This is a genomic window from Chryseobacterium sp. StRB126, assembly GCF_000829375.1.
In the GTDB taxonomy this organism is placed as follows: Bacteria; Bacteroidota; Bacteroidia; order Flavobacteriales; family Weeksellaceae; genus Chryseobacterium.
The window spans coordinates 4,131,914-4,152,733 of the sequence record NZ_AP014624.1; the positions used below are offsets into that span (position 1 = coordinate 4,131,914).

Genomic DNA, 20,820 nt, shown 5'->3' on the forward strand with positions numbered 1-20,820 from the left:
ATGAACCAACCTATTAAAAGAAGATTATTATTTGGTGAGCGAATGTTACTGGGAGACGGAACAGAACCGTTCAATGCGGTGATCCCTTTCAGGCTCAGAGGTACCTTTACACTGAAGGATATCCAGCAGGCTTTGGCTCAGATCCAGCAAAAACATCCATGGTTAAGAGCGCTTATTGCTCACGATGATCAAAATATCCCGTGGTTTGATGTTCCTGAAAACCCGATCTCCATTCCGGTGCGAATTATCGCCAGAAAAGGAGAAGATCAGTGGCAGGAAGAATCCAAAAGGGAATGGAATACTTTATTCGATCCTAAAAAATTGCCTCTTATCCGGTTTGTCTGGATCAAGGGGGAAGACGTTTCTGACATGCTGTTTGCGTTCCACCATTGTTTATGCGATGGTGGTTCTGCAATGGCTTTCCTTTATGAATTTTTAAAAGTATTGGATAATCCAAAAGCCGATATCGGGATAGAAAGTCCTATTTTAGGCATTCAGGATGTGGTTCCGGCGAATATTTTAAACAGCCGAAAGCAAAAATTAAAAGCTAAATTCATCGGAAGATTAGCGGCTACAGCCATTAAGGTTATTCCTACCGGTAAAAAATCCATTGATCGTCAAAATGATTATTTAATCAACTGGAAAGTGGATGAAACTGTAAGCCAGCAACTGATTTCCTATTGTAAATCCAATGGTGCTACCGTGAACACGTTCTTAAGTGCCGCTTTACTTCAGGCATTCAAAAAAGTAAAAGGAACCGGAGCTTTTAATAAAGTATCCTGTCCTGTAGATATCAGACGTTTTGCTAACCAGATCAAAAACGACCATATTTTTGCTTTTGGATTGATGATCGTAGTTTCTGCCAATGAAAAGCTGAGCTTTATAGAAAATTTACATGCCATGCAGGCTTCTGTAGAGCGTAAAACCTCTAAGCTCGATCCTTATATCACCATGATGGTGATGGAATCCGGGCATGATGCGCTGAACAATTTCACCAAGCTTTTAAAGAACGGAAAATCCTCTAACGACTGTATGTTTTCCAATCTGGGACGCATTCAGATCCCGCATGAGTATAAAGAATTTTCGGTGGATACTATTTTCAGTCCATCGGTCATTGGGCCGTTAGGGAATACGACAACAATGGTAGTTTCAACGTACCGTGGGAAAATGGATTTTTCATTTGTAGGAAGTGAAGGATATCTGCCTTATACCGACGCCATGGCGATTCGTGATGAAGTTATGAAGATCATTAAAACCCAACTGGAATATATCGCCGTATCATGATCAAAAGAAAACTAATGATGGTGGAGAGGATCATGTATGTAGATCCCGAAACGCCCGTAAACTGCGTATTTGCAGCTAAAATAAAAGGAGAAATTCCGGAGCAGAATTTTAAAACTGCTCTGGAAAAAATCCAGCAGAAGCATCCTATGCTGAGAGTGGTCGTAGATAGCAAAAGTGAGAAATATCCTTTTTTTAAAGAAAAAAAAGACATCGCTCCTATCCCACTCCGCATTGTAGAAAGAAAAACGGACGAAGACTGGCTTACAGAATCCCAGAAAGAATGGAAAATCTTATTTGAGGAAGAAAATACACCTCTCGCCCGTTTAGTTTGGGTAAGAGGACAGAACGTTTCTGAGGTCTTTTGGGTAATGCCCCATTGCATCTCAGACGGAACCACCGGAGTGACTTTGATGAAGGAAATTCTTCAGCTTTTGGATGATCCTTCTTTGGAATTAGAACCTTATGAGGCTTTCCAATCTGTAGATGAGTTTTTACCCTCTAACTTTAATGTAAAAAGTAAGAAATTCAAAGCCAAACTTTATCTGACGTTTGCCAGGTTCTTCTTTATGCTACAGCAAAAAAGTAAAAAGAGAAACCTTGGAAAAGACTATGTCCTTCACCAAAAACTGGATCCGGCAACCACGACTCAAATTACTGAAAGATGTAAAGCCAATGGCATTTCCGTACATGCTTTACTTTGTTCTGCGTTCATGCAGGCATTCCAGGAAGTAAAAGGGAAAGAAGCCAAAGGAAAAGTGATCAGTCCGGTGGATGTGCGTCATTTTATTCCGGAGATCAAAGAAGATCATTTATTTGCTTTTGCCCCAACGGTTGACCTTGCGATTAAAAAAGGAAGTTCCGATCTGTTGAACAATGCCAAACAGATTAAAGAAGACCTTACTCAGAAAATAGGAAAAATGGAAGCCCGCGAACTGCTGTGGATGGGTGAACAGATGCACCCGATTGTGGACCGTATGATCTCCATGCTTAAATCAAGCAATGGCGGCCATGATGTAACCCTATCCAATATGGGTAGGATCAACATCCCGAACGAATATAAAAACTTCAGCATTGAAACCATTTTCAGCCCTACGGTAGCCTTCCCATGGCTGAACTCAAATACTTTGGTGACTACCACGTACAACCATCAGATGGATTTTATATTTTTGTCCAACGAAGACTTCCTTCCCAAAGCGGAAGCCGCCAAAATAAAAGAGAAAGCCATAGCGCTAATGACCGCCTCATGAAATTGAAATTTAAGCCGAAGCCACCTAAAAAGCTCAAAAAAACTACCCTCAAACGCTTTCTCATCAAGCGTACGATTTATTATGTCCTTCCCAATGTATTTTTCAATTTCATCATCGCCTATGCCAGCTTCAAAGAATTAGGCTACACCCATTTCTTCTCCGGTGAGCAGAACCTGGCCCGCCTTACCTTACCCATGGCTTTATTTCTCCCCGTTGTCCTCACCATAGACATCCTCAAAAGAGTAACCGATGCCGCCGGACAAGGCGCCATTGAGTTTACCGTAGACGAACAATTGAATATTAAAAAATTAATGACCAAGCTGAGTATCCTGCATGGCGTGATTACCTGTTCTTTGGTATTAGTTATGCTTTTCTTAGGGCAATATAATTTTTCTAAGGATTATAAACTGGATGCTACGGCGATGGCTGTAGTAGTGGGAACACTGGCTGGAATTTTGTCTGTAGTGTTTGTGTATTTGCCGGTGTGGAGGCTGAGGAGGTGGATGTGTAGGAGGGTAAATACAATGACTTTAGATATGAATAAATAAACTCTTCATGATAAATAATTAGAAGAGTTTATTTACTTTCATAACTTTTTAATCTTTCACAACTTCAAAAGGCCAAGTATAATGGCTGGAAGCAAAAGGACGTTTTCCTTCCGGATAAACTATTTTAGCTTTTATTCTAAATTTTGTTCCTACAGGAAAATCATTAGATAGCACTTTGGAGCATTGTACAAACATCGTTTCCAAATAGGGATCTTGATCAGGAAGAGGCTTAATGTGAACTGGTCCATGCTTGCCTCTTTCATTAGTTAATACACTTTGTACAATAATGTAATCATATTCTTCCATGATATTTAGTTTTTATATTTACTCAAATATAAGCTTAAATCAAAGTATAACAAATACCTAATTTCCAACAACAATATTATAATGCTTGCTTCACAAGACTCATAATATATTCTAAGTTTTCTGTATCCTTAACAATTATTTCATAGTCACCATTTCCATTATGTCCTTTAAGATCAGAAACATCTCTCATAATATTTTTAGGATCATCAAGTTGTCCTTTTTTGAGGTTAATCCACATTTTCAATGAATTAGCTTGTACCTCTATATCCATCACATTTGTTTTTGTTTTAAATGCGATATACCATTTTTTTGGATGTACTTCTAACTCGGAAGATAAGTTTAAAATTGCTTGCTTATAACTTTCGTAAAGTTCAATTACAGAATCATTTTTACCCGAAAGGTATAACTCTTCTGTATATACAGTCACTTGTTTAGTTACCTTACTTATAACAGAGTTTTGTTCAGATTTAACTTCTTTAATATTAGGAGCTGCCTTAGATTTTTTTATAGGATTAATCAGTATAATATCATTTTCATACTGCTTAATTTCCCAAAGCTCTATTGGTAAGTCTTTAAAGTTCGAAGCCTGCTTTTGAAAGTAAGTAAAAGCGGGAGATACAAAAACAACTTTAGACTGCGACCAATCAATATCAGCACGTTTAATGGTTTCATTCTGACTTTCATTATATTCAACAATGAAATCTGCTTTGTATTCCAACATTAAATTTAAATACGAAACTCCTTGGTCTACTACGGAAAAGTGTCTATCTCTTTTATATTCTATAATAACAAAAGAATTGTTTTCACTATCATAAGCTAAAGTATCAATTCTGTTCGCTTTTATAGTAAATTCAGACTTTATAAATTTCCAATTGGTTAAGGTTTCGAGATTAGATTCAAAAACATTTTGAATATCTTTTTCAAGCTTAAATGGTTTTTCTGCTAAGTTTTTAAGCTTTTTTTGATCTATATTATATAAATACATTTTATTATCCTTTTAAATTATATCTGAATCATCTCCAAAATGCTCCTTAAGCATTCTTTCTAATAATTGGATGGCTTTGGATTCTGCAAATTTATCTCCATCAGAATATAAATCAAAAATTAGAACTCCTTTTTTCTGATCTATACTATATTTGAAATAAAAGTGATCAATATATTGTCCTCCTTTATGAGAAAGCAGCTCATCAGAGTCATATTCCCAACTACGAATTTTCTTATGATCTATTTTATCAAACAAATTTTGAATCAACTTTCCCGGATTGGCAGTTGTTAATTTCAGTGAATCAATTTTGTTTTTCATATTATTAGTTTAATTATATACTTCTGAATATTAAATATTAATTGCCTGTTTAATCATATTGTAAAAAGCCTGATAAAAAGAAGAATCCTGAGCATATAATTTGTAAAGCTCTAGTTCTTGTTTTCTTTGTTGAGACATTACTTCATCAAGAATTTTCTTCAATGCCAAATCTCTATTTTGTTCATCCGTATTTTGGGCAACTTTCATATTAAAATCAGGATGTGCCTGAACAGATTTGCTTAAAGAAATAAATTTAACTCTTTGATCTTCAGGAGTAGCTTCCCAACCTTGAAACCATCTTTCATTAAACCCATTAATAATACTTTCTAATTCATCTTTCTCAGCTTCTCCGTGTGCACCTCTAACATTTGGATTCTGAGGAGTTAACTCTGTTTCAGAATCGTCAAGAGATATAGAAGTATTCAATTTTACTCTTTCCAAACCATAAGTTGACAAGTCTACAGATTCTAAAAGTTGATCTAAAGCATCTTGCTCCTTATCTTCAATTTTTAATTTTGGAATCAGAAACTTTAAAAACCAAAAAAGTTTTTCCCAAGAAACCATTTCATAAGGAAGAATAGCTGCAATTTGTCCGTAAATCTTTACAAACTGTTTAGCTTTTATTTTATAATCTGCTTTTTGGTTATCATCTAATTCCAGATCTGAAATAAATCTTTGAGCCGCCACATCTATAATAGGACTTAAAAATTGTGCATCAACTTTATTAAAATATTTTTCATTGAAATCCTCTACTTCTGCTTGTTCATAGATTCCCGAATCATCTAAACTGTCTTTTAATTCGTGTAATACATTAATATCAGTTGCACTGTTTAATGTAGTAGAAGTATAAAAAGGATCAAAAGAAGTTTTAATATCTTCCACAGAATTAAAGAAATCCAATACAAAAAGATCTTCTGTTCGCTTATCTAATTTATTGGCAGAACGATTCAATCTTGATAAAGTCTGAACAGCTAAAACGCCTTGCAGTTTTTTATCTACATACATAGCAGAAAGTTTGGGCTGGTCAAATCCTGTAAGATATTTATTAGCAACCACTAGTATTCTGTATTCATCTTCATCAAACTTATCTTTAGTTTCACTTTCTGCAAAGCCATTCATTTGAGCTTCAGTGTATTCTATACCATCTACCGTTTTAGCCCCCGAAAATGCGATCACAATTTTAAAAGGATTTCCTTTCTTCATTAGCAGATCAGCTAGTGCCTTATAATATCTAATAGCAGATTCTATACTTTGTGTCACTACCATTGCTTTTGCCTTTCCCTTAAGCTTTTTCGTATTTACAACTGAACTTGTAAAATGATCAAGCATTATTTCCGCTTTCGTACCAATGGTTTGTTTATGCTTTTCCACATAAGCTTTCAATTTTTTCTGAGCTTTCGAAGTATCAAACAATGGATTGTCTTCTATAGATTTTTCTAATTCATAATAACTTTTGTAAGTCGTATAATTAGCTAAAACATCTAAAATAAATCCTTCTTCAATGGCCTGTTTCATTGAATACAAATGAAAAGGCTTAAAAGATCCATCCTCCTGTTTCTTTCCAAATTTTTCTAAAGTATTGTTTTTAGGTGTTGCCGTAAAAGCAAAATAAGAGGCATTTTTAGTCATTTTCCTAGCCTGCATCGCCTGAAGGATCTTATCCTGATAATCTTCATAGTCCTGATCCTCTCCTTTATTTCCAATAGCTTCATTCAATTTATCAGCAGAACTTCCGGATTGTGAGCTATGTGCTTCGTCAATTATAACTGCAAATTGTTTATTGCTCATGTCAGAAATATCTTTTACAATAACAGGAAATTTCTGTATAGTTGTAACTATAATTCTTTTGCCATTTTCCAAAGCTGTTTTCAGGTCAGCAGAACTATATGCAGCCGCTACAATATTTTTAACTTCAGAAAATTCTTTAATATTATCTCTCAACTGTTTATCTAACAACCGTCTATCCGTTACCACAATCACAGAATCAAAAATGGGCTGATTGATTGTTTTGTTTCCTGCAACCACATCATTTTCAGGATAAGCTTCTATAAGTTGGTACGCCAGCCAAGTAATAGAGTTGGATTTACCTGAACCTGCACTATGCTGAATAAGATAAGTTTCTCCAGCTCCTTTTTGGGTAGTATCTTTCATTAATCTTCTAACTACATCCAATTGATGGTATCTTGGAAAAAATAACGTCTTTTTATTTAAAGCATCATTTTCACTACCGTCAAATCTGACAAAGTGCTGGATAATATTGGCAATACTTTCTCTTCGTAAAACATCCTGCCAGAAATAGGAAGTTTTATGACCAAAAGGATTGGGTGGATTTCCTTTTCCAAAATTATTACCGAGATTGAAAGGAAGAAAAAATGTTTTAGCACCATCCAATTTGGTGGTCATATAAATCTCATCAGTATCTACAGCAAAGTGAACAATACATCTTCCAAAATTAAGTAAAGGCTGTGTCGTATCACGCTTATATTTATACTGATCAACCCCATGCACCTTAGCGTTCTGGCCTGTCCATTGGTTTTTAAGTTCTATAGTAGAAATAGGAATACCATTAATGAAAATCACCATATCTATTTCTTCAAGAGGGTTGGCAACTGAGTACCTCAATTGTCGGGTAACAGAAAACTGATTACTCTCAAAATTGTCTTTGATACATTGACTACTATTTTGTAAAGGTGCTACATAAAATAACGTAAACTGTGCATCATCAACTGCCAGACCTTTACGAAGCATTCTCAAAATGCCATACTTTTTTACCAACTTATCAAAACGGTCAAGAATTTTGATTTTCCAATCCGACTGGCGTTTTAGTTTTTCCAGTTCTTCTTTTTGCGTGGTTTCAAGAAAGTCCCAAAAGCGAACCTCATCCAAAGCATATTTTGCATTGAAGTCACCAGGGTTTCCAATATAGTAACCATTACCGTTGTAGGGAGCATTTGAATCTGCTACAATTCCATTTTTTATATCTTCTGTTGAAATACCACAGAGTGCTTTTTCTATGGCAGTTTCTAGGGCGAGTTCGTTAGTTTGTGATGGCATAATTAATTTATTCAAGAATAATTATCAATAATATAAGTGATCACTTTTTGCAAAGATTTCTCACGATATTCTTCAGTACCGTGTGATTTTATAATAAAATTATGTCTGCTAAGAGGAGAGTTGTAAACAATTTTTATCGACTTCCCTTTTATTTTAATTATACCAAATTGATTATATTTTGTTGAAAATCCAAATTGAATACTTGCAGTATCAAATCCTTTTTTATTTAATTCAGACTTCAATACCAAAGACATAAAATCATAGTCGCCTGCAAAATTGTATTTTGTTTTATTCAGACAATAAATAAATTCGTCTTCGTTGCTTCCAAAAAATTTAACATAATGCCTTTTTGAGGAAAGGAAAAGTAGTGGATATTTTATAAAATAATATTTCCAGTCTCTTGCAGTTTCATTCTTTAAGTAAATTTTGATAACTTCTTGTAATTGTTCTTTAATTGAAGTTTCGGAAATTAATTTATCAAACAAATTAATTAATGCAGAAGCACCAGTTTTATAGGTTTGTCCTAAATTTACTGTCTCTTTTAGAAGCCTTCTCCAAGAAAGATCACGATGATTACTGTCGTTATAAAAAAACCAATTGGTTGAGTATATTGAATAATCTCCAAATGTTAGCAATGCTCTTCTAAACTCTTCTTGTTCAAATCTTTTTAATCCTTCTTCATTAAATATGGAATTAAACACTTTTGATGTAGCTTTTAATTTTTCATAGAGTCTTATCAGTTCATCATCCGAAATCGCACTTAGACCAATATTATCTGAAACCTGCATAATGCCGCTAAAAACTAACAAGCTGCTAATCTGTCCTTTCAAAAAGCCATGAGTTTCAATCGACTCAATTAACTCAAACCATTCCGGAGATTTAAGTTTCATCTGTAATTTTACAAATTCTTCTTTTGTCTGAACAGAATCAAAGCCTTTCATAGACTTACCAATATAATCTGAGTATAAATTACCCGAATAATCATATAAAAATTCATTAATTCCATTTAAACTTGTCTTCAAATCTTCTGAGCTGTCATAAATTGTATTTACAGTAAGATTTTGTAGAAGTTTCATCCATCTTAATAATTCGTCATAATTTACATGATCATTATTCTTAAATAAAAACTTGAATATTCCATAGAACATTACACGACGTTCATAATTAGCTCCTACACCTTCGTCAAAACTCGGTTTTACATAATCTTTCACAAAATTTGTTTGTTCAAAAAACTTTATGATTGATTTATCTTTTGAACATAAAATATCCAATATATTGATGTAACTTATTAGTCCATTTTCAAAAAGTAATTCATTTTTGTTTAAGGCATAATAACTAATAGAATCAACTATTTCCAAATTTTTAGTTGCAGTATTATATAAAGCTACATCTTTAATGATCAATTCATTTAGAGAAACAAAAGTCAATAGATTGAGCAGTTTATCATCAAAATGATTGTTTTCATCACGGTTTGTCCAAAAATAATCTGACCATACTGTGTCTACCTGCGTCACAAAGTAAGTTTCTACATCCACAGGTCTTGCTCCAGTAAGCGTTTTTAAATGATAGTAGTAATGAGTGTTAAAATCACTTTCTTTGATTAGTTTTGCTAGCTGGGCTTTTAAATTTTCAAAACTTGTTAGTTGCTTACCTCGTGCATTCATCTTGATATATAAACTATCAGATAGTCCAAACGTGTCTAGCTGCAAAAAGTTAAAGGTAATTGCACATTGATCTGAAAATATAAAATCATTGATCCTAATATCATTTCCAGAAAATTCTGTATGAATACTTGCAAGCATTGTAATCATTGCTTGAATAGTGTTGTCATAATTCCAAGCTGCATAGTACCAGTTTTCATTTTTTATAACTTCTTCAATGGACTGATTTTCATTAAAAATATCGTCAAAATCTTTCTTACTTATTTTATTGCACAAACATTTCAAAAACTCGTTAGATGACGGTCTTGTCTCGTAATGAAATTTTGAAAAAACTGACAGGTAATCTGATAACTTATTTTCCTTGAATGCCAGATACCAATGTATTAAAAATAAAGTCGTTAATCTCTGTTGTCCATCCAAAGGAATAAAACTACCCAGTTCGCTGGTACCATAAACAAAATCTAAATCAAGCCCTTTACTTGATCCATTTTTAAACTCAATAACTGCGTCTTTAATATTTTTTAGAAACTCATTTCTAATTTCGATGGCTCTCGTCGTTTTTCTTCCTTGCGCATAATCCCTCTGTATTTTAGGAATCAGGATACCATTAGGAACCGATATAGCTTCACTTGTATTACTAAGAATATTCCAAAAAGTAGTTTTCATTTTATTAATTTTCTAGTAAGTTATTCAAATTGTATACTTTGCTTTCTATGTCTTTTACATAAGCCTTTCTGTCATCAAGTGTCCAATAAGCATCGTGCCATACAGTATCCGAGTAGTACTTGAAGAATACTTTTCTGGTTTCATTTGGTATAAATGCCATTATCTTATCTAATTCCTTTATCTTTTCTCTCTTTACTCCAAAAATTGAATTACTTAAATATGAATTCGAACCCACATCAAGAAGTGTCAGGTTAGCGATAGACTGATCATCTGTTATCCATTGGTAACCATCAGCTTCCTCTATTAATGCTTCTGCTTTCATATCCTGCTCATCTTTTTTAGAATTATACCGGTCAATATCACTAAAGATAGTAGTAAAAAGTTCTTTGTATTCTTCCGAGAAGCCATTACTTATATCAAACTGAGAAAGTACTTTAAGAGATTCAATAATTGCAACAAGCTCAGTATCATTTTCTTTCAGATTTCTCTGGAAGTACTGAAGATGCTCATGAATCCACAGTGGAATATCCTTTTCTTTCAAGTCCTCAGAATTCTGCGCATAGATGTGTTCTAAAGACCATTTATTTGTCCTGATTTGATCAAATGGAAATTGTATAGAAGTATCAGGCTGCAATAGCGAACTTACCACATTATAAAGAAGAAGTATACTCTCTATTGTTTTTTTATCATTACTTTCATAACTAAGTGCCGATAGTTTTTTTGCCAGAAACCTATCTTTTATCTTATTAAGCAAACTGGATTTAAAACCATCACGATTAAGGTCTTTGTATTTTTTCAACAATTCAATTACATTCTCGTTTCTGGAAATTAGAAATCCGATAATATGGTTGTACCATTTATTATTGTACCATTCCAGCAAAATATCAAAATATGCTTTTAATTCTGACCATTCTTTTTCAATAAACGATGTATTGCTTATTTCTAATTCTTTTACCGTTTCAGGATTACTTCTAACCTCTTTTATTTTGTCGTAGTAAGTATTAAAAGATTCTAAACTATCTTTTTTATTAATTGGACTCTCAGTTACCAGATCCAAAATATAATCAATTCTGGTTTGGTAATTATTTTCTTTTTTATTGTATATGAAAGCCCAGAACTTATCGTCTTGCAATTGTTTTTGCATAGCATCCCATTCCAAAGCAATGACAGACTGCTTGTTATTAAGAATGGTTTCTGCTATCTTTTGATCATCTTCGTCCAAGCCTAATTGTAAATTGTTTTTACTTAGAAAGATTGCTTTTACCAACTCTGAATTGGTTAGCGGAATTTTACCAATATTGATACGTGTAAAAACATCTATTGGATTGGATTCTTCTTTAATCTCATACCAAATAATGTCGACCTGTTCCAGAACTATATCAGTTATTTTTCTTTTTAATCGAGGTATTCGCGTACCATTATCGGTGAACCAGTTAGATATGATGCCATATGCCTGACTGATGTAGAAGTAATCCGGATTATCACTATTGATTTCTGTTGTTAAATTTTGAAGAAAAGCCTCACTGTTGGTTCTGGTTTCATACTGTAGACTAAACAAATTCACTTCATCGTCAGATTGTCTCAAATAAGATAACAAAATATACAGCGTGGTCAAACGCTGTTGTCCATCTAAAACTTCATATCTGCCGTCTGGCAATTCTTTAACGACAATCGGTTGCAGACAGTATTTTTCCTTTTTATTTTCACTAAAAATTAAAAACTCTAATAAATCATTTAATAAAGCTGATACTTCATCCTTACCCCAGCGATATCCTCTTTGGTAAGAAGGAATAAAAAACCTATAGTTTTTACTTGTTAATGTTAATTCGCCTATTGATCTGGGCTCTAATACATTGGTCATGTTTTTTCTTGTTATTAGTTTTTTTTATTTGTTTTATTTCAGCTCACCCTCACTTTCCCAGTCACCACATTATCTATCAGCACCGTTTTATACTCTTTCAGCTTGTCTATTTCCTGTTGCTTGAGCAAGATAGCTTTGGTGATTTTTTCTTCTATGGCTTCAACATATAATCTAATTTGTTCCATTTCAGTTTCAGGAGGAATTGGCACTTTTATGGAATTGAGATTTCCTATTGTTAATTGATTTATTGTAGACGTTAAAAACGAACCAGATAATGACTTAAAAATATTTGAATTTAAGATGCAGAATAAATACCTATTATATTTTGATCTAAATACAGTATTAAAAGCTCCAAAAGAATGGCCGATATCATAAGTATTTGCAATAGCACATTTACCAATTAAGTCTCTGCTACCATTTCGAGAACAAATTAAAATATCATCCTTTCTTATCAATAATTTATCTGAAATTCTTCCCTTGACATAAACATTTTCTTTTTCACCGTAAACAAACTTTCCATTACGTAAATTTGAAGATCGTAAAACAAGTTTGCCTTCTGTTGGGTCACATAAATCATTTGGTGAATAAGTTAAGCCGATAATTGCATTGCCCAGAAATTTTAATTTTACAGTATCCCAATGCTCAGGAATTTCCCCAATCCAATCCACACCACTGTCTTTCATTTTTACATTATCATCCAAACCTTTGGTAACGGCTTTTTGGATGAGAATTTGGCGACGTTCTTTCAGCAATTCTATTTCTTTTTGCTTAATGACAATCGTTTGGTCTATTTTGGAGGTTTTGTCATCGAGAAAGGTAGCGACGGCTTGTTGTTCGATAAGTGGAGGAATTGGAGTATAAGAATATTTTAATTCTTCATAGCTGATATTTTTACCTTCTCTAATCCCAACAATACTCAATTGAAGTTCAGCAATAAATGCCTTACTTTTAAAAAGAAACTTAAAATAATTATCATTAATTTCTTTTTGAGATTTTAATACTGTGTAAGCAGGACTTATTAAACCTTCATATTCAGAATATTCTAAGCCTCCTTCAAAAGATCTTAAGCTAATTGCGAAATCACCTTTTGAAATAACTTTGAAAGATTCTAGATTTCCAGTTGGCATAACCATTCTATTTTCAACCATACTTCGTGGTACAACTCCTTGATCTTGAGTTACAGAAAGTAAATCTAAATCTGGTCTATTCTTAATTGAAACATCTTTAAACAAAAATTTCAATTTTAAAATATTCCATTGTTTAGGAATCTTTCCAATCCAGGCTACACCGCTATCTTTATATTTTTCGTATTGCTGCATTGCTTAAAAATTTAAGATTTCAGCCAATAATCCATCACCTTCCTTTTCCAAGGCTAATATATCCTTTGTTACTTCCTCCAAACTTCGTAATGGTACAGGTTGATAAAAATATTTATTGAAGCTTAATTCATAACCGATCTTTACAGAATCCAATGCAATCCAGCTTTCTTCAGCATACGGTTTTACTTCTCTCAGAAAATAACCATGTATATTATCTTTTAAAGGAATGCTTTCACTGTCACGCAGGTCGCTTTCGGTTTCATATATGGTATATTCCCCTTTCTTAGTTGTTGGGAAGTAGCCATAATAAGGTAAGTCTTTTTCTGTACAACCTAAATAATCCAGTAAATCAGATAGTTTTTGACTGTTTAACTTTTCTACTTTTTTAATGACTTTATCAGCTTCTTCATCATACCAGCTTACCGTATCCAGAATCTGTTTCTTTTCAGAAGCAGAAAGTTTGGTTTTATCCAGCTTCAGAACTTCATCTACTTTGGCAACAAATTCATTAAAATTGGTATATACTTCCGTTCCCAATACTTCCATCAAACGAAATGCTGTTTGATAAAGTTGCTCCTGTCTGTTCCAACTTTCTTTTTTTAGATAACCTGCCAGTTGCTTAGCATTAATATTCAGGTCATGCTTTTCTATGTAATTTTCAACTTCTTTTTTGTATTTCTCTAAACCTTCGTACACTTCCATTCCATATGTATCATACAGCCCTTTTGAAAATGCGGGTTGAGATTTGTCCCACTTCAATGCTTCTATTTTCTCGGAAGTAAATTGAGATTTCAAACGTTTGGGTCTTTCTATATTGACTTTATAATATCCAAAGTCAGCATTTTCAAAAACTTTACTGGCGATATTTCCAGTTTCTTTTTTGTCAAGTTCATCCAGTTGAAGATAACACTTGACAATCTCCTGAATATGCTGTTTGGTAAGTTCACAGTTTTTATTACCAAGATTTTTTCTCAATTTCTGATACATTTCACTTGCATCAATCAGCTGAACCTTACCTTTACGTTGTGCAGGCTTATTGTTGCTGAGAATCCAGACATAAGTGGTAATTCCTGTATTATAAAAAATATTATTGGGAAGCTGAATAATCACATCCAGCAAATCATTTTCAATAATGTATCTTCGAATATTGCTTTCTCCACCACCTGCATCTCCTGTAAACAGGCTCGACCCATTGTGGACTGAAGCAATACGGCTACCTATAGTATTTTTTGAAGTAACGGCTTTCATTTTATCTACCATTTCCATCAGGAAAAGCAATTGACCGTCACTGCTTCTTGGTACAGCATCAACAACTTCTTCTTCGCCCCAGTAATTTTTTAGTTTGATAAGAAATCGGTTGTCTATAACATCTTTTCCGTCTTTAATGTATTTCTGTTCACTTGCCCAGCTTTTTCCGTAAGGCGGATTAGACAGCATGAAATCGAATTTCGTTCCGGCAAACTCATCTGTAGACAAGGTAGAACCTACTTTAATGTGTTCAGGATCTTTACCCTTAATCATCATATCCGACTTACAGATAGCGTAGGTTTCATCATTCACCTCCTTTCCAAACATGTATACTGAGGTATTTGTCGCTTTTATTTCTCCTTCTTCATCTGTGATAAAGAGTTCAGATTCTGTTAGCATTCCACCCGTTCCACAAGCTGGGTCATAGATAGTAATTACTGAAGGTATTTTTTCTTTTATGGGCTCAAAAACCAAATGCGTCATCAAGTCGATCACTTCACGAGGGGTATAGTGTTCACCAGCCTCTTCATTATTATCTTCATTGAATTTCCTGATTAGTTCCTCAAAAACATAACCCATTCCAAGATTTGTTAGCGCCGGCATTTTTCTTCCGGAAGTATCTAGTTTTTCAAAAGGAGTCAGATTAATATCAGGTGAAGTGAATTTTTCAAGTACATCCAGCAAAACATCTTTGTTTGCCATATGTTTTATTTGTGCTCTCAATTTGAACATCTCAATAATTTCCTGCACATTAGCACTAAAACCATTTAGGTAGTCTTCAAAATTTCCTAACAAAATTTGTTGACTATTTGTAGCAGAAGAATGCAGACTTTGTAGTGTCCATTCGCTAGTGTTATAGAAAACATATTTAGAAGCAGCTGTCATTCCTTTATCATCCCATTCGGTAAACTTCATTGTCTCCTTTTGGAAAACTACTTCTTCAAGGACATGCTGCTTGGTAGGTTCTAGTAAAGCATCTAATCTCCTAAGAACAACCATTGGCAATATTACATCTCTATATTTTCCTCTTACATAAACGTCTCTTAAACAGTCATCTGCAATACTCCAGATAAACGAGACCAGTCTGTTGTGTACAGCGTGATTCATTCAAAAATTTTAAAAAGCACAATTTACAACTTTTGTGGCTACTGCTAAATATGGAAAACCATAAAAAGGTAAAATAATACACTAAAGATTTGATCTGTAGTAAGAGTATGAAAGCTTCCTTTTATTAAACAAAATCTTTTGTATCTTTTAACTTTGTAAAATATTCGATTTGTGATTAAATTTATTCGGAATAAATGATAACGTTTCAATAGTCTTACCAGATGATTTCTCTAATTCCTACGCCCATCATAATACTTTAACACCCTTTATACCCTATCCCCAGATAAATTTTCGTTCTTTTGCAAAAAGTTTTAATTTTTAAATAAGCCCATGTCGAAGTTTGATGAAATCCGGTATTTTCATGATCATGAAGTGAACGAAAGATTGCAGAGCATAGCCCGCGATCCGATGATGAAAGCACTGATGACCTTTACTTTTCCCGGTGTGGATGAGCAGGTTTGGCTGGAACAGTTTAAAGAGGTTCATTCCATCAGCGATTTTCAGCACCAGTTTGTGGCCTATGCCGTTCGCCAGATTCTTGCCAAGAGTTCTGAAGGGTTAACCACTTCAGGTTTCGATAAGCTTGATAAAAACACTTCTTACCTTTATATTTCGAACCACAGGGATATTGTACTGGATACTTCACTCCTTAATCTTGTTTTGCTGGAAAGCGGCCATATTATGACGGCTTCAGCCATTGGTGACAATCTTGTCAAAAGAAATTTTCTGAATGTACTGGCCAAACTAAACCGCAATTTCTTAGTTCAGAGAGGACTTTCCCTTCGTGATCAGCTTACAAGTTCACAGGTGATGTCCGAATATATTAAAGAACAGCTACTTCAGGAAAATCGCTCCGTATGGATTGCCCAGCGGGAAGGCCGTGCTAAAGACGGGAATGATGCTACTCAGCAAGGGGTTTTAAAAATGCTAGCCATGGCAGCCGGAGATCAATCTCTAATTGAGTATTTTAAAACATTAAAGATCGTTCCTATCTCCATTTCCTATGAGTATGATCCTACAGATTCCCTAAAAATGCCTCAATTGCTGGCACAGCACAGGGATGAGGAATATATTAAAGGAAAAAACGAAGATTTTACAACGATACTCAGCGGAATTTTAGGACAAAAGAAAAGAATTCATCTGCATGCCGGTGACGTTATTGATACAGAATTGGATGAAATTGCCGCTACGATTGAAAATAAAAACAAGCAATTGCAGGCTATTGCACAGTTGATTGATAATTCCATCATTCAAAATTACAAGCTTTGGCCTACAAAATATATAGCTTACGATCTGATCAATGATACAGACACCTATGCTTCTCAATATACAGAACAGGAAAAACAATTGTTTATCCGAAGGCTGGAGATGCGTATAGATCCTTCTGATCCTGTTTCTAAAGAATATTTCCTGGCAATGTATGCCAATCCTTTGGTGAATAAATTAAAAGCGGAAGAAAAGTAGTTTCTTTAACCACAGATCTGCACAGATATTTTTTGGCTACTAATGTACGAATGAATAAAAAAATTGTGCATTCGTGGCCAAATATTGAAGAGTTTTATAAACGCAAAGATTTTATCTTCATACCGTAAAATGGTAAGGGAGCAAAGAGGGGAATCAATGAAATTGATTCTTACTAAGCGGATGCATAACATAAAGCTTCTTCAGCGACAAAGTCGCTATTCTTAGCCTCCTAAAATAAAACATTTGAATCATTAATTCTTTGCGTCAAAAAAAAATAAACCATTAAGAAATGTGAAGGTTTTAAGGTAGATTAAAATTCATCAAAGATAAATGTAGAGGGCCATTGATCTAACAGGTTCTGTTATTTTATAACCACAGATCTACACAGATATTTTTGGCCACTAATGCACGATTTTTTTATTCATTCGTGAATTAGTGGCTAAATATTGAAGGGTTTTATAAACGTAAAGATTTTATCTTCATACCGTAAAATGGTAAGGGAGCAAAGAGGGGAATCAATGAAATTGATTCTTACTAAGCGGATGCATAACATATAGCTTCTTCAGCGATAAAGTAGCCACTCTTAGCTTTCTAAAATAAATTACAAATTATCTAAAAATTACAAGAGCTCCTTCATCATGTTTTCACACAATCGCTATAATTAAGTAATAATTTTGCATAATTAATCCATATTTATTTAACATAATATCACAAATATGGGATATAATTAGATTTTTTTCACTCTTAAAACATTAAAAATGCTTTTTTTTCAAAAAAAAATAAAATATTGTAAAATTATGAATAACAAGTTGTTAAGTTTTAATTATTAAATGAAAAACTAAAAAACAATTGCTTTATTCATTTTAGAATTTGGCTAGTTAATAAAAATTTATTTCCTTTGGAGGGGAATAATAATCACTCCAAACCAAACTAATAACATGATACTAAGTAAATTTACTTCTCCTTTAACTGTACTTACACTTTTAAGTAGTGGCGTTGTATTTGCTCAGGAATTCTCTGTTACAGGTAAGATCACAGACTCTAATAAGCAGCCGCTTCAATTTGTTCAAATCAAATTACAAAACACTGATAAAACATTAGTAGTAAATGGATTAACTGACAGTTCAGGTAACTTTTCCCTTAAAGGCGAAAAAGGTGATTATATTCTGATTGCTGAATATCTCGGTAAAAAATATCTTGAAAAGAAGATTAGCCTTCAGTCTAGTGTAGATTTAGGCCAAATTCAAATTACGGAAGATCAATCTATAAAAATAGAGGCCGTAAACATCAAATCATCAAAAAAACTTATTGAAAGAAAAGTTGATCGTTTAGTATATAACGTTGAAAATTCTATTGCTTCTCAGGGGATGACGGGATTAGATGCTTTACGAAACACTCCGCTCATTAGAATTCAGAATGAAAATGTTTCTATCGTAGGAAAAGGGAATGTAGTGGTTATGATTAATGATCGATTAATCAATCTTTCACAAAATGAATTAGCGGGTTATTTACAGTCTCTGAGGTCTGATGATATTTCTAAAATTGAAGTGATTACCACTCCGCCTTCAAAATATGAAGCGCAAGGTAACAGCGGAATGATTAATATCATCATGAAAAAAAATCCAAATCTGGGCTGGAGCGGAAATGCCAGTGCCTCTTATCAGAAAACCAGTTATTATGGGTTTGGATCAGGTTTAACATTGAATTATCAGTCAAAGAAAATCAGTACCTCACTGAAACTTCGTCAGTATAATAATTCAGCAAAACCTAAAGGAACAAGAAGTCTTATAGGGTCAGACAATAGCATCTACACTAATGAAGTAAGAAAAGATGAAGTAAAAATACTAGGTTTTAACTACAGCCTAGATTATAAGATTAATGCTAAACAAAATATAGGAGTCATTTACGACTTTAACAGGCAGCGCAGCACTATGAATGCTGATGGAGCAAGCAGATACGAGCGCCTTGGGATTGTGGATTCCACATTAAGCACCGTCCAGAAGCAAGTTTGGAAAACACCTACACATACTTTAAATGCATATTATGATCTTAAATTAGATACTTTAGGAAAAAAATTGAGCATAACAGCCAACTACCTCAACAATGCGCCTGATAAAATAAATGATTTTAATACATTAAATAATTTCTCAGCGCTGGAAACTACAATTCGGAATAGCAGTTATATGAATTATAACATCTATTCGGGACAGGCAGATCTTACCCTTCCTTCCCAATGGGGAAATATTGAAACAGGGGTAAAATATACATCATTTGATAATAAATCCAATGTTGAATATTACAATCTTATAGGTCCGGACTATGTTATAAACCCTGCTAATAGTAATAATTTTCATTATAAAGAGCATAATTATGCTGCTTATTTAAGCTATCAAAAAGATTTCAGTGAAAAATGGTCTGCAAAAGCAGGTTTAAGATATGAGTATACTCAATTTAATGGTACCAATTCAGAAGTACAGGGAAATATAGCTGAAGGTAAATATGGCAGGTTATTTCCTACTGCCTATGTACGATATAAGCCTAGTGATGACCATGTATTTTCTCTTAGCTATTCCAAAAGAATAGAAAGGCCAAGCTTTCAGACGCTTAATCCTTTCAGATGGTATACCAATCCTTATATGTATTTTACAGGGACTCCTACTTTGTCTCCTTCCTATAATGATAATGTTGAGCTCACCTATACGCTTAAAAATAAGTTCAGCGCAACACTATATAATCAGTATAATAAAAACGGATTATCAAATATAGCCCGCCTTGTGAATGGGATCTATACTAATGTTTTTGAAAATGCATATAACGAAAATAAAATAGGGTTACAATTAGCCTATAATGAGACTTTCTTCAACATCTGGGAAACATCATTAAGTGCAACGGGAACCTATGCATCCACAAAACCGATTATCCCTGAAGCAGAAAAAATTGAATTGTCTTCATTTTCATACACCATATATAATACAATAAGCCTTAATAAAGCTAAAACATGGTCTTTATTAGTGAATTTCTGGCATGACCTGCCTTATGTATATTCTAATATAAAGATCAAAACCCAAATGAACTTTTCTCCGGGGATTAAAGCATCATTTTTTGATAAAAAGCTAAATATTAGTGCCGTATTAAATGACCTGTTCAGAACATTAACCAGTGAAGGATATTCTTACAACGCAGGTTACCGTAATGAGTTTTACAATTACTTTGACCAAAGAAGACTGAACCTGAGTGTCAATTATTCTTTTGGAAATAAGAAAGTAAAAGGAGCAGGAAAAAGTATAAGGTTCGAAGAAAAATCAAGAGCTAATTAACATAAAAATACACGCGCGTGCAGGAGAAACTCGAAAATCCTTTAAAAGAGTAGAGACTAAATTTATAAAATTTTAATATCATGAACAACAAATTCAGCCAACTGCAATTAAACAAAAAAACAATTGCTAAATTAAACGAAAGACAACTAAGCACAGTAAAAGGAGGTAACAAAGCTATTACACCGGTAAGAGAAGGTGATTGCACAACTACTTCTGTTACAAACAATTGCACCACTACATCAACAACTGGAGCAACTAACTTATAAATTATTCTGAAACCTTCCCTTTTGAAGAAACTGGGAAGGTTTCTTTTATTTTCTCAGCTATAAATCCAGCTTATACTGGTGATTAATAGCATCCATCCCATTATCTTTTATCCTAAGAAGTCTCATTTATAATACAAAAAAATTGAAACCAAACTTCCTTATTCCTACA

14 protein-coding genes are annotated in these 20,820 nt (G+C 33.6%); 6 read left to right on the forward strand and 8 right to left on the reverse strand.

Going from position 1 to position 20,820, the window contains the following annotated elements:
- From CHSO_RS18610 to CHSO_RS18620, 3 genes are read left to right on the forward strand one after another with little or no spacing between them, the layout of a single operon-like run.
- Positions 1-1,284 carry a condensation domain-containing protein gene (locus CHSO_RS18610; protein WP_045499310.1) on the forward strand — a complete coding sequence of 428 codons (1,284 nt, stop codon included), beginning with the start codon at positions 1-3 and terminating at the stop codon, positions 1,282-1,284.
- Positions 1,281-2,531 carry a condensation domain-containing protein gene (locus CHSO_RS18615; protein ID WP_045499313.1) on the forward strand — a complete coding sequence of 417 codons (1,251 nt, stop codon included), beginning with the start codon at positions 1,281-1,283 and terminating at the stop codon, positions 2,529-2,531. The genes CHSO_RS18610 and CHSO_RS18615 overlap by 4 nt, the downstream gene beginning before the upstream one ends.
- Positions 2,528-3,079, forward strand: coding sequence for a hypothetical protein (locus tag CHSO_RS18620; RefSeq protein WP_045499316.1), 552 nt, complete (start codon positions 2,528-2,530; stop codon positions 3,077-3,079). Before CHSO_RS18615 ends, CHSO_RS18620 begins: the two co-directional genes overlap by 4 nt.
- A gap of 48 nt (positions 3,080-3,127) precedes the next feature.
- Here CHSO_RS18620 and CHSO_RS18625 read toward each other — a convergent pair whose 3' ends face one another.
- The 8 genes from CHSO_RS18625 to CHSO_RS18660 all read right to left on the reverse strand — a co-directional run bounded on the left by CHSO_RS18625 (position 3,128) and on the right by CHSO_RS18660 (position 15,604).
- Positions 3,128-3,385, reverse strand: coding sequence for a hypothetical protein (locus CHSO_RS18625; RefSeq protein ID WP_045499319.1), 258 nt, complete (start codon positions 3,383-3,385; stop codon positions 3,128-3,130).
- A 76-nt stretch (positions 3,386-3,461) separates the two neighbouring features.
- On the reverse strand, positions 3,462-4,370 hold the full coding sequence (locus CHSO_RS18630) for a DUF5655 domain-containing protein (protein ID WP_045499322.1): 909 nt from the start codon (positions 4,368-4,370) through the stop codon (positions 3,462-3,464).
- Positions 4,371-4,382: 12 nt separating this feature from the next.
- Positions 4,383-4,688, reverse strand: a complete 306-nt coding sequence (locus CHSO_RS18635) for a hypothetical protein (protein ID WP_045499325.1) — start codon at positions 4,686-4,688, stop codon at positions 4,383-4,385.
- A gap of 30 nt (positions 4,689-4,718) precedes the next feature.
- Complete coding sequence (locus CHSO_RS18640; RefSeq protein WP_045502953.1) at positions 4,719-7,742, reverse strand: type I restriction endonuclease subunit R; 3,024 nt, start codon at positions 7,740-7,742, stop codon at positions 4,719-4,721.
- 11 nt (positions 7,743-7,753) lie between these two features.
- On the reverse strand, positions 7,754-10,069 hold the full coding sequence (locus tag CHSO_RS18645; protein WP_045499330.1) for a DUF262 domain-containing protein: 2,316 nt from the start codon (positions 10,067-10,069) through the stop codon (positions 7,754-7,756).
- A 4-nt stretch (positions 10,070-10,073) separates the two neighbouring features.
- Positions 10,074-11,930 (reverse strand): DUF262 domain-containing protein, encoded by a 1,857-nt coding sequence (locus tag CHSO_RS18650; protein ID WP_045499333.1) that lies wholly within the window; start codon positions 11,928-11,930, stop codon positions 10,074-10,076.
- Between the two features lie 38 nt (positions 11,931-11,968).
- The gene (locus CHSO_RS18655; protein WP_045499336.1) at positions 11,969-13,249 is read right to left on the reverse strand and encodes a restriction endonuclease subunit S; all 1,281 of its coding nucleotides are present in this window, start codon (positions 13,247-13,249) and stop codon (positions 11,969-11,971) included.
- A gap of 3 nt (positions 13,250-13,252) precedes the next feature.
- The gene (locus tag CHSO_RS18660; protein ID WP_045499339.1) at positions 13,253-15,604 is read right to left on the reverse strand and encodes a class I SAM-dependent DNA methyltransferase; all 2,352 of its coding nucleotides are present in this window, start codon (positions 15,602-15,604) and stop codon (positions 13,253-13,255) included.
- A gap of 330 nt (positions 15,605-15,934) precedes the next feature.
- On the opposite strand from CHSO_RS18660, the gene CHSO_RS18665 reads away from it, so the two are divergent.
- The 3 genes from CHSO_RS18665 to CHSO_RS18675 all read left to right on the forward strand — a co-directional run bounded on the left by CHSO_RS18665 (position 15,935) and on the right by CHSO_RS18675 (position 20,651).
- Complete coding sequence (locus tag CHSO_RS18665) at positions 15,935-17,068, forward strand: 1-acyl-sn-glycerol-3-phosphate acyltransferase (RefSeq protein ID WP_045499342.1); 1,134 nt, start codon at positions 15,935-15,937, stop codon at positions 17,066-17,068.
- A gap of 938 nt (positions 17,069-18,006) precedes the next feature.
- Positions 18,007-20,385, forward strand: coding sequence for an outer membrane beta-barrel family protein (locus CHSO_RS18670; RefSeq protein ID WP_045499345.1), 2,379 nt, complete (start codon positions 18,007-18,009; stop codon positions 20,383-20,385).
- 80 nt (positions 20,386-20,465) lie between these two features.
- Positions 20,466-20,651 (forward strand): class I lanthipeptide, encoded by a 186-nt coding sequence (locus CHSO_RS18675; RefSeq protein WP_045499348.1) that lies wholly within the window; start codon positions 20,466-20,468, stop codon positions 20,649-20,651.
- Positions 20,652-20,820: the final 169 nt, after the last annotated feature.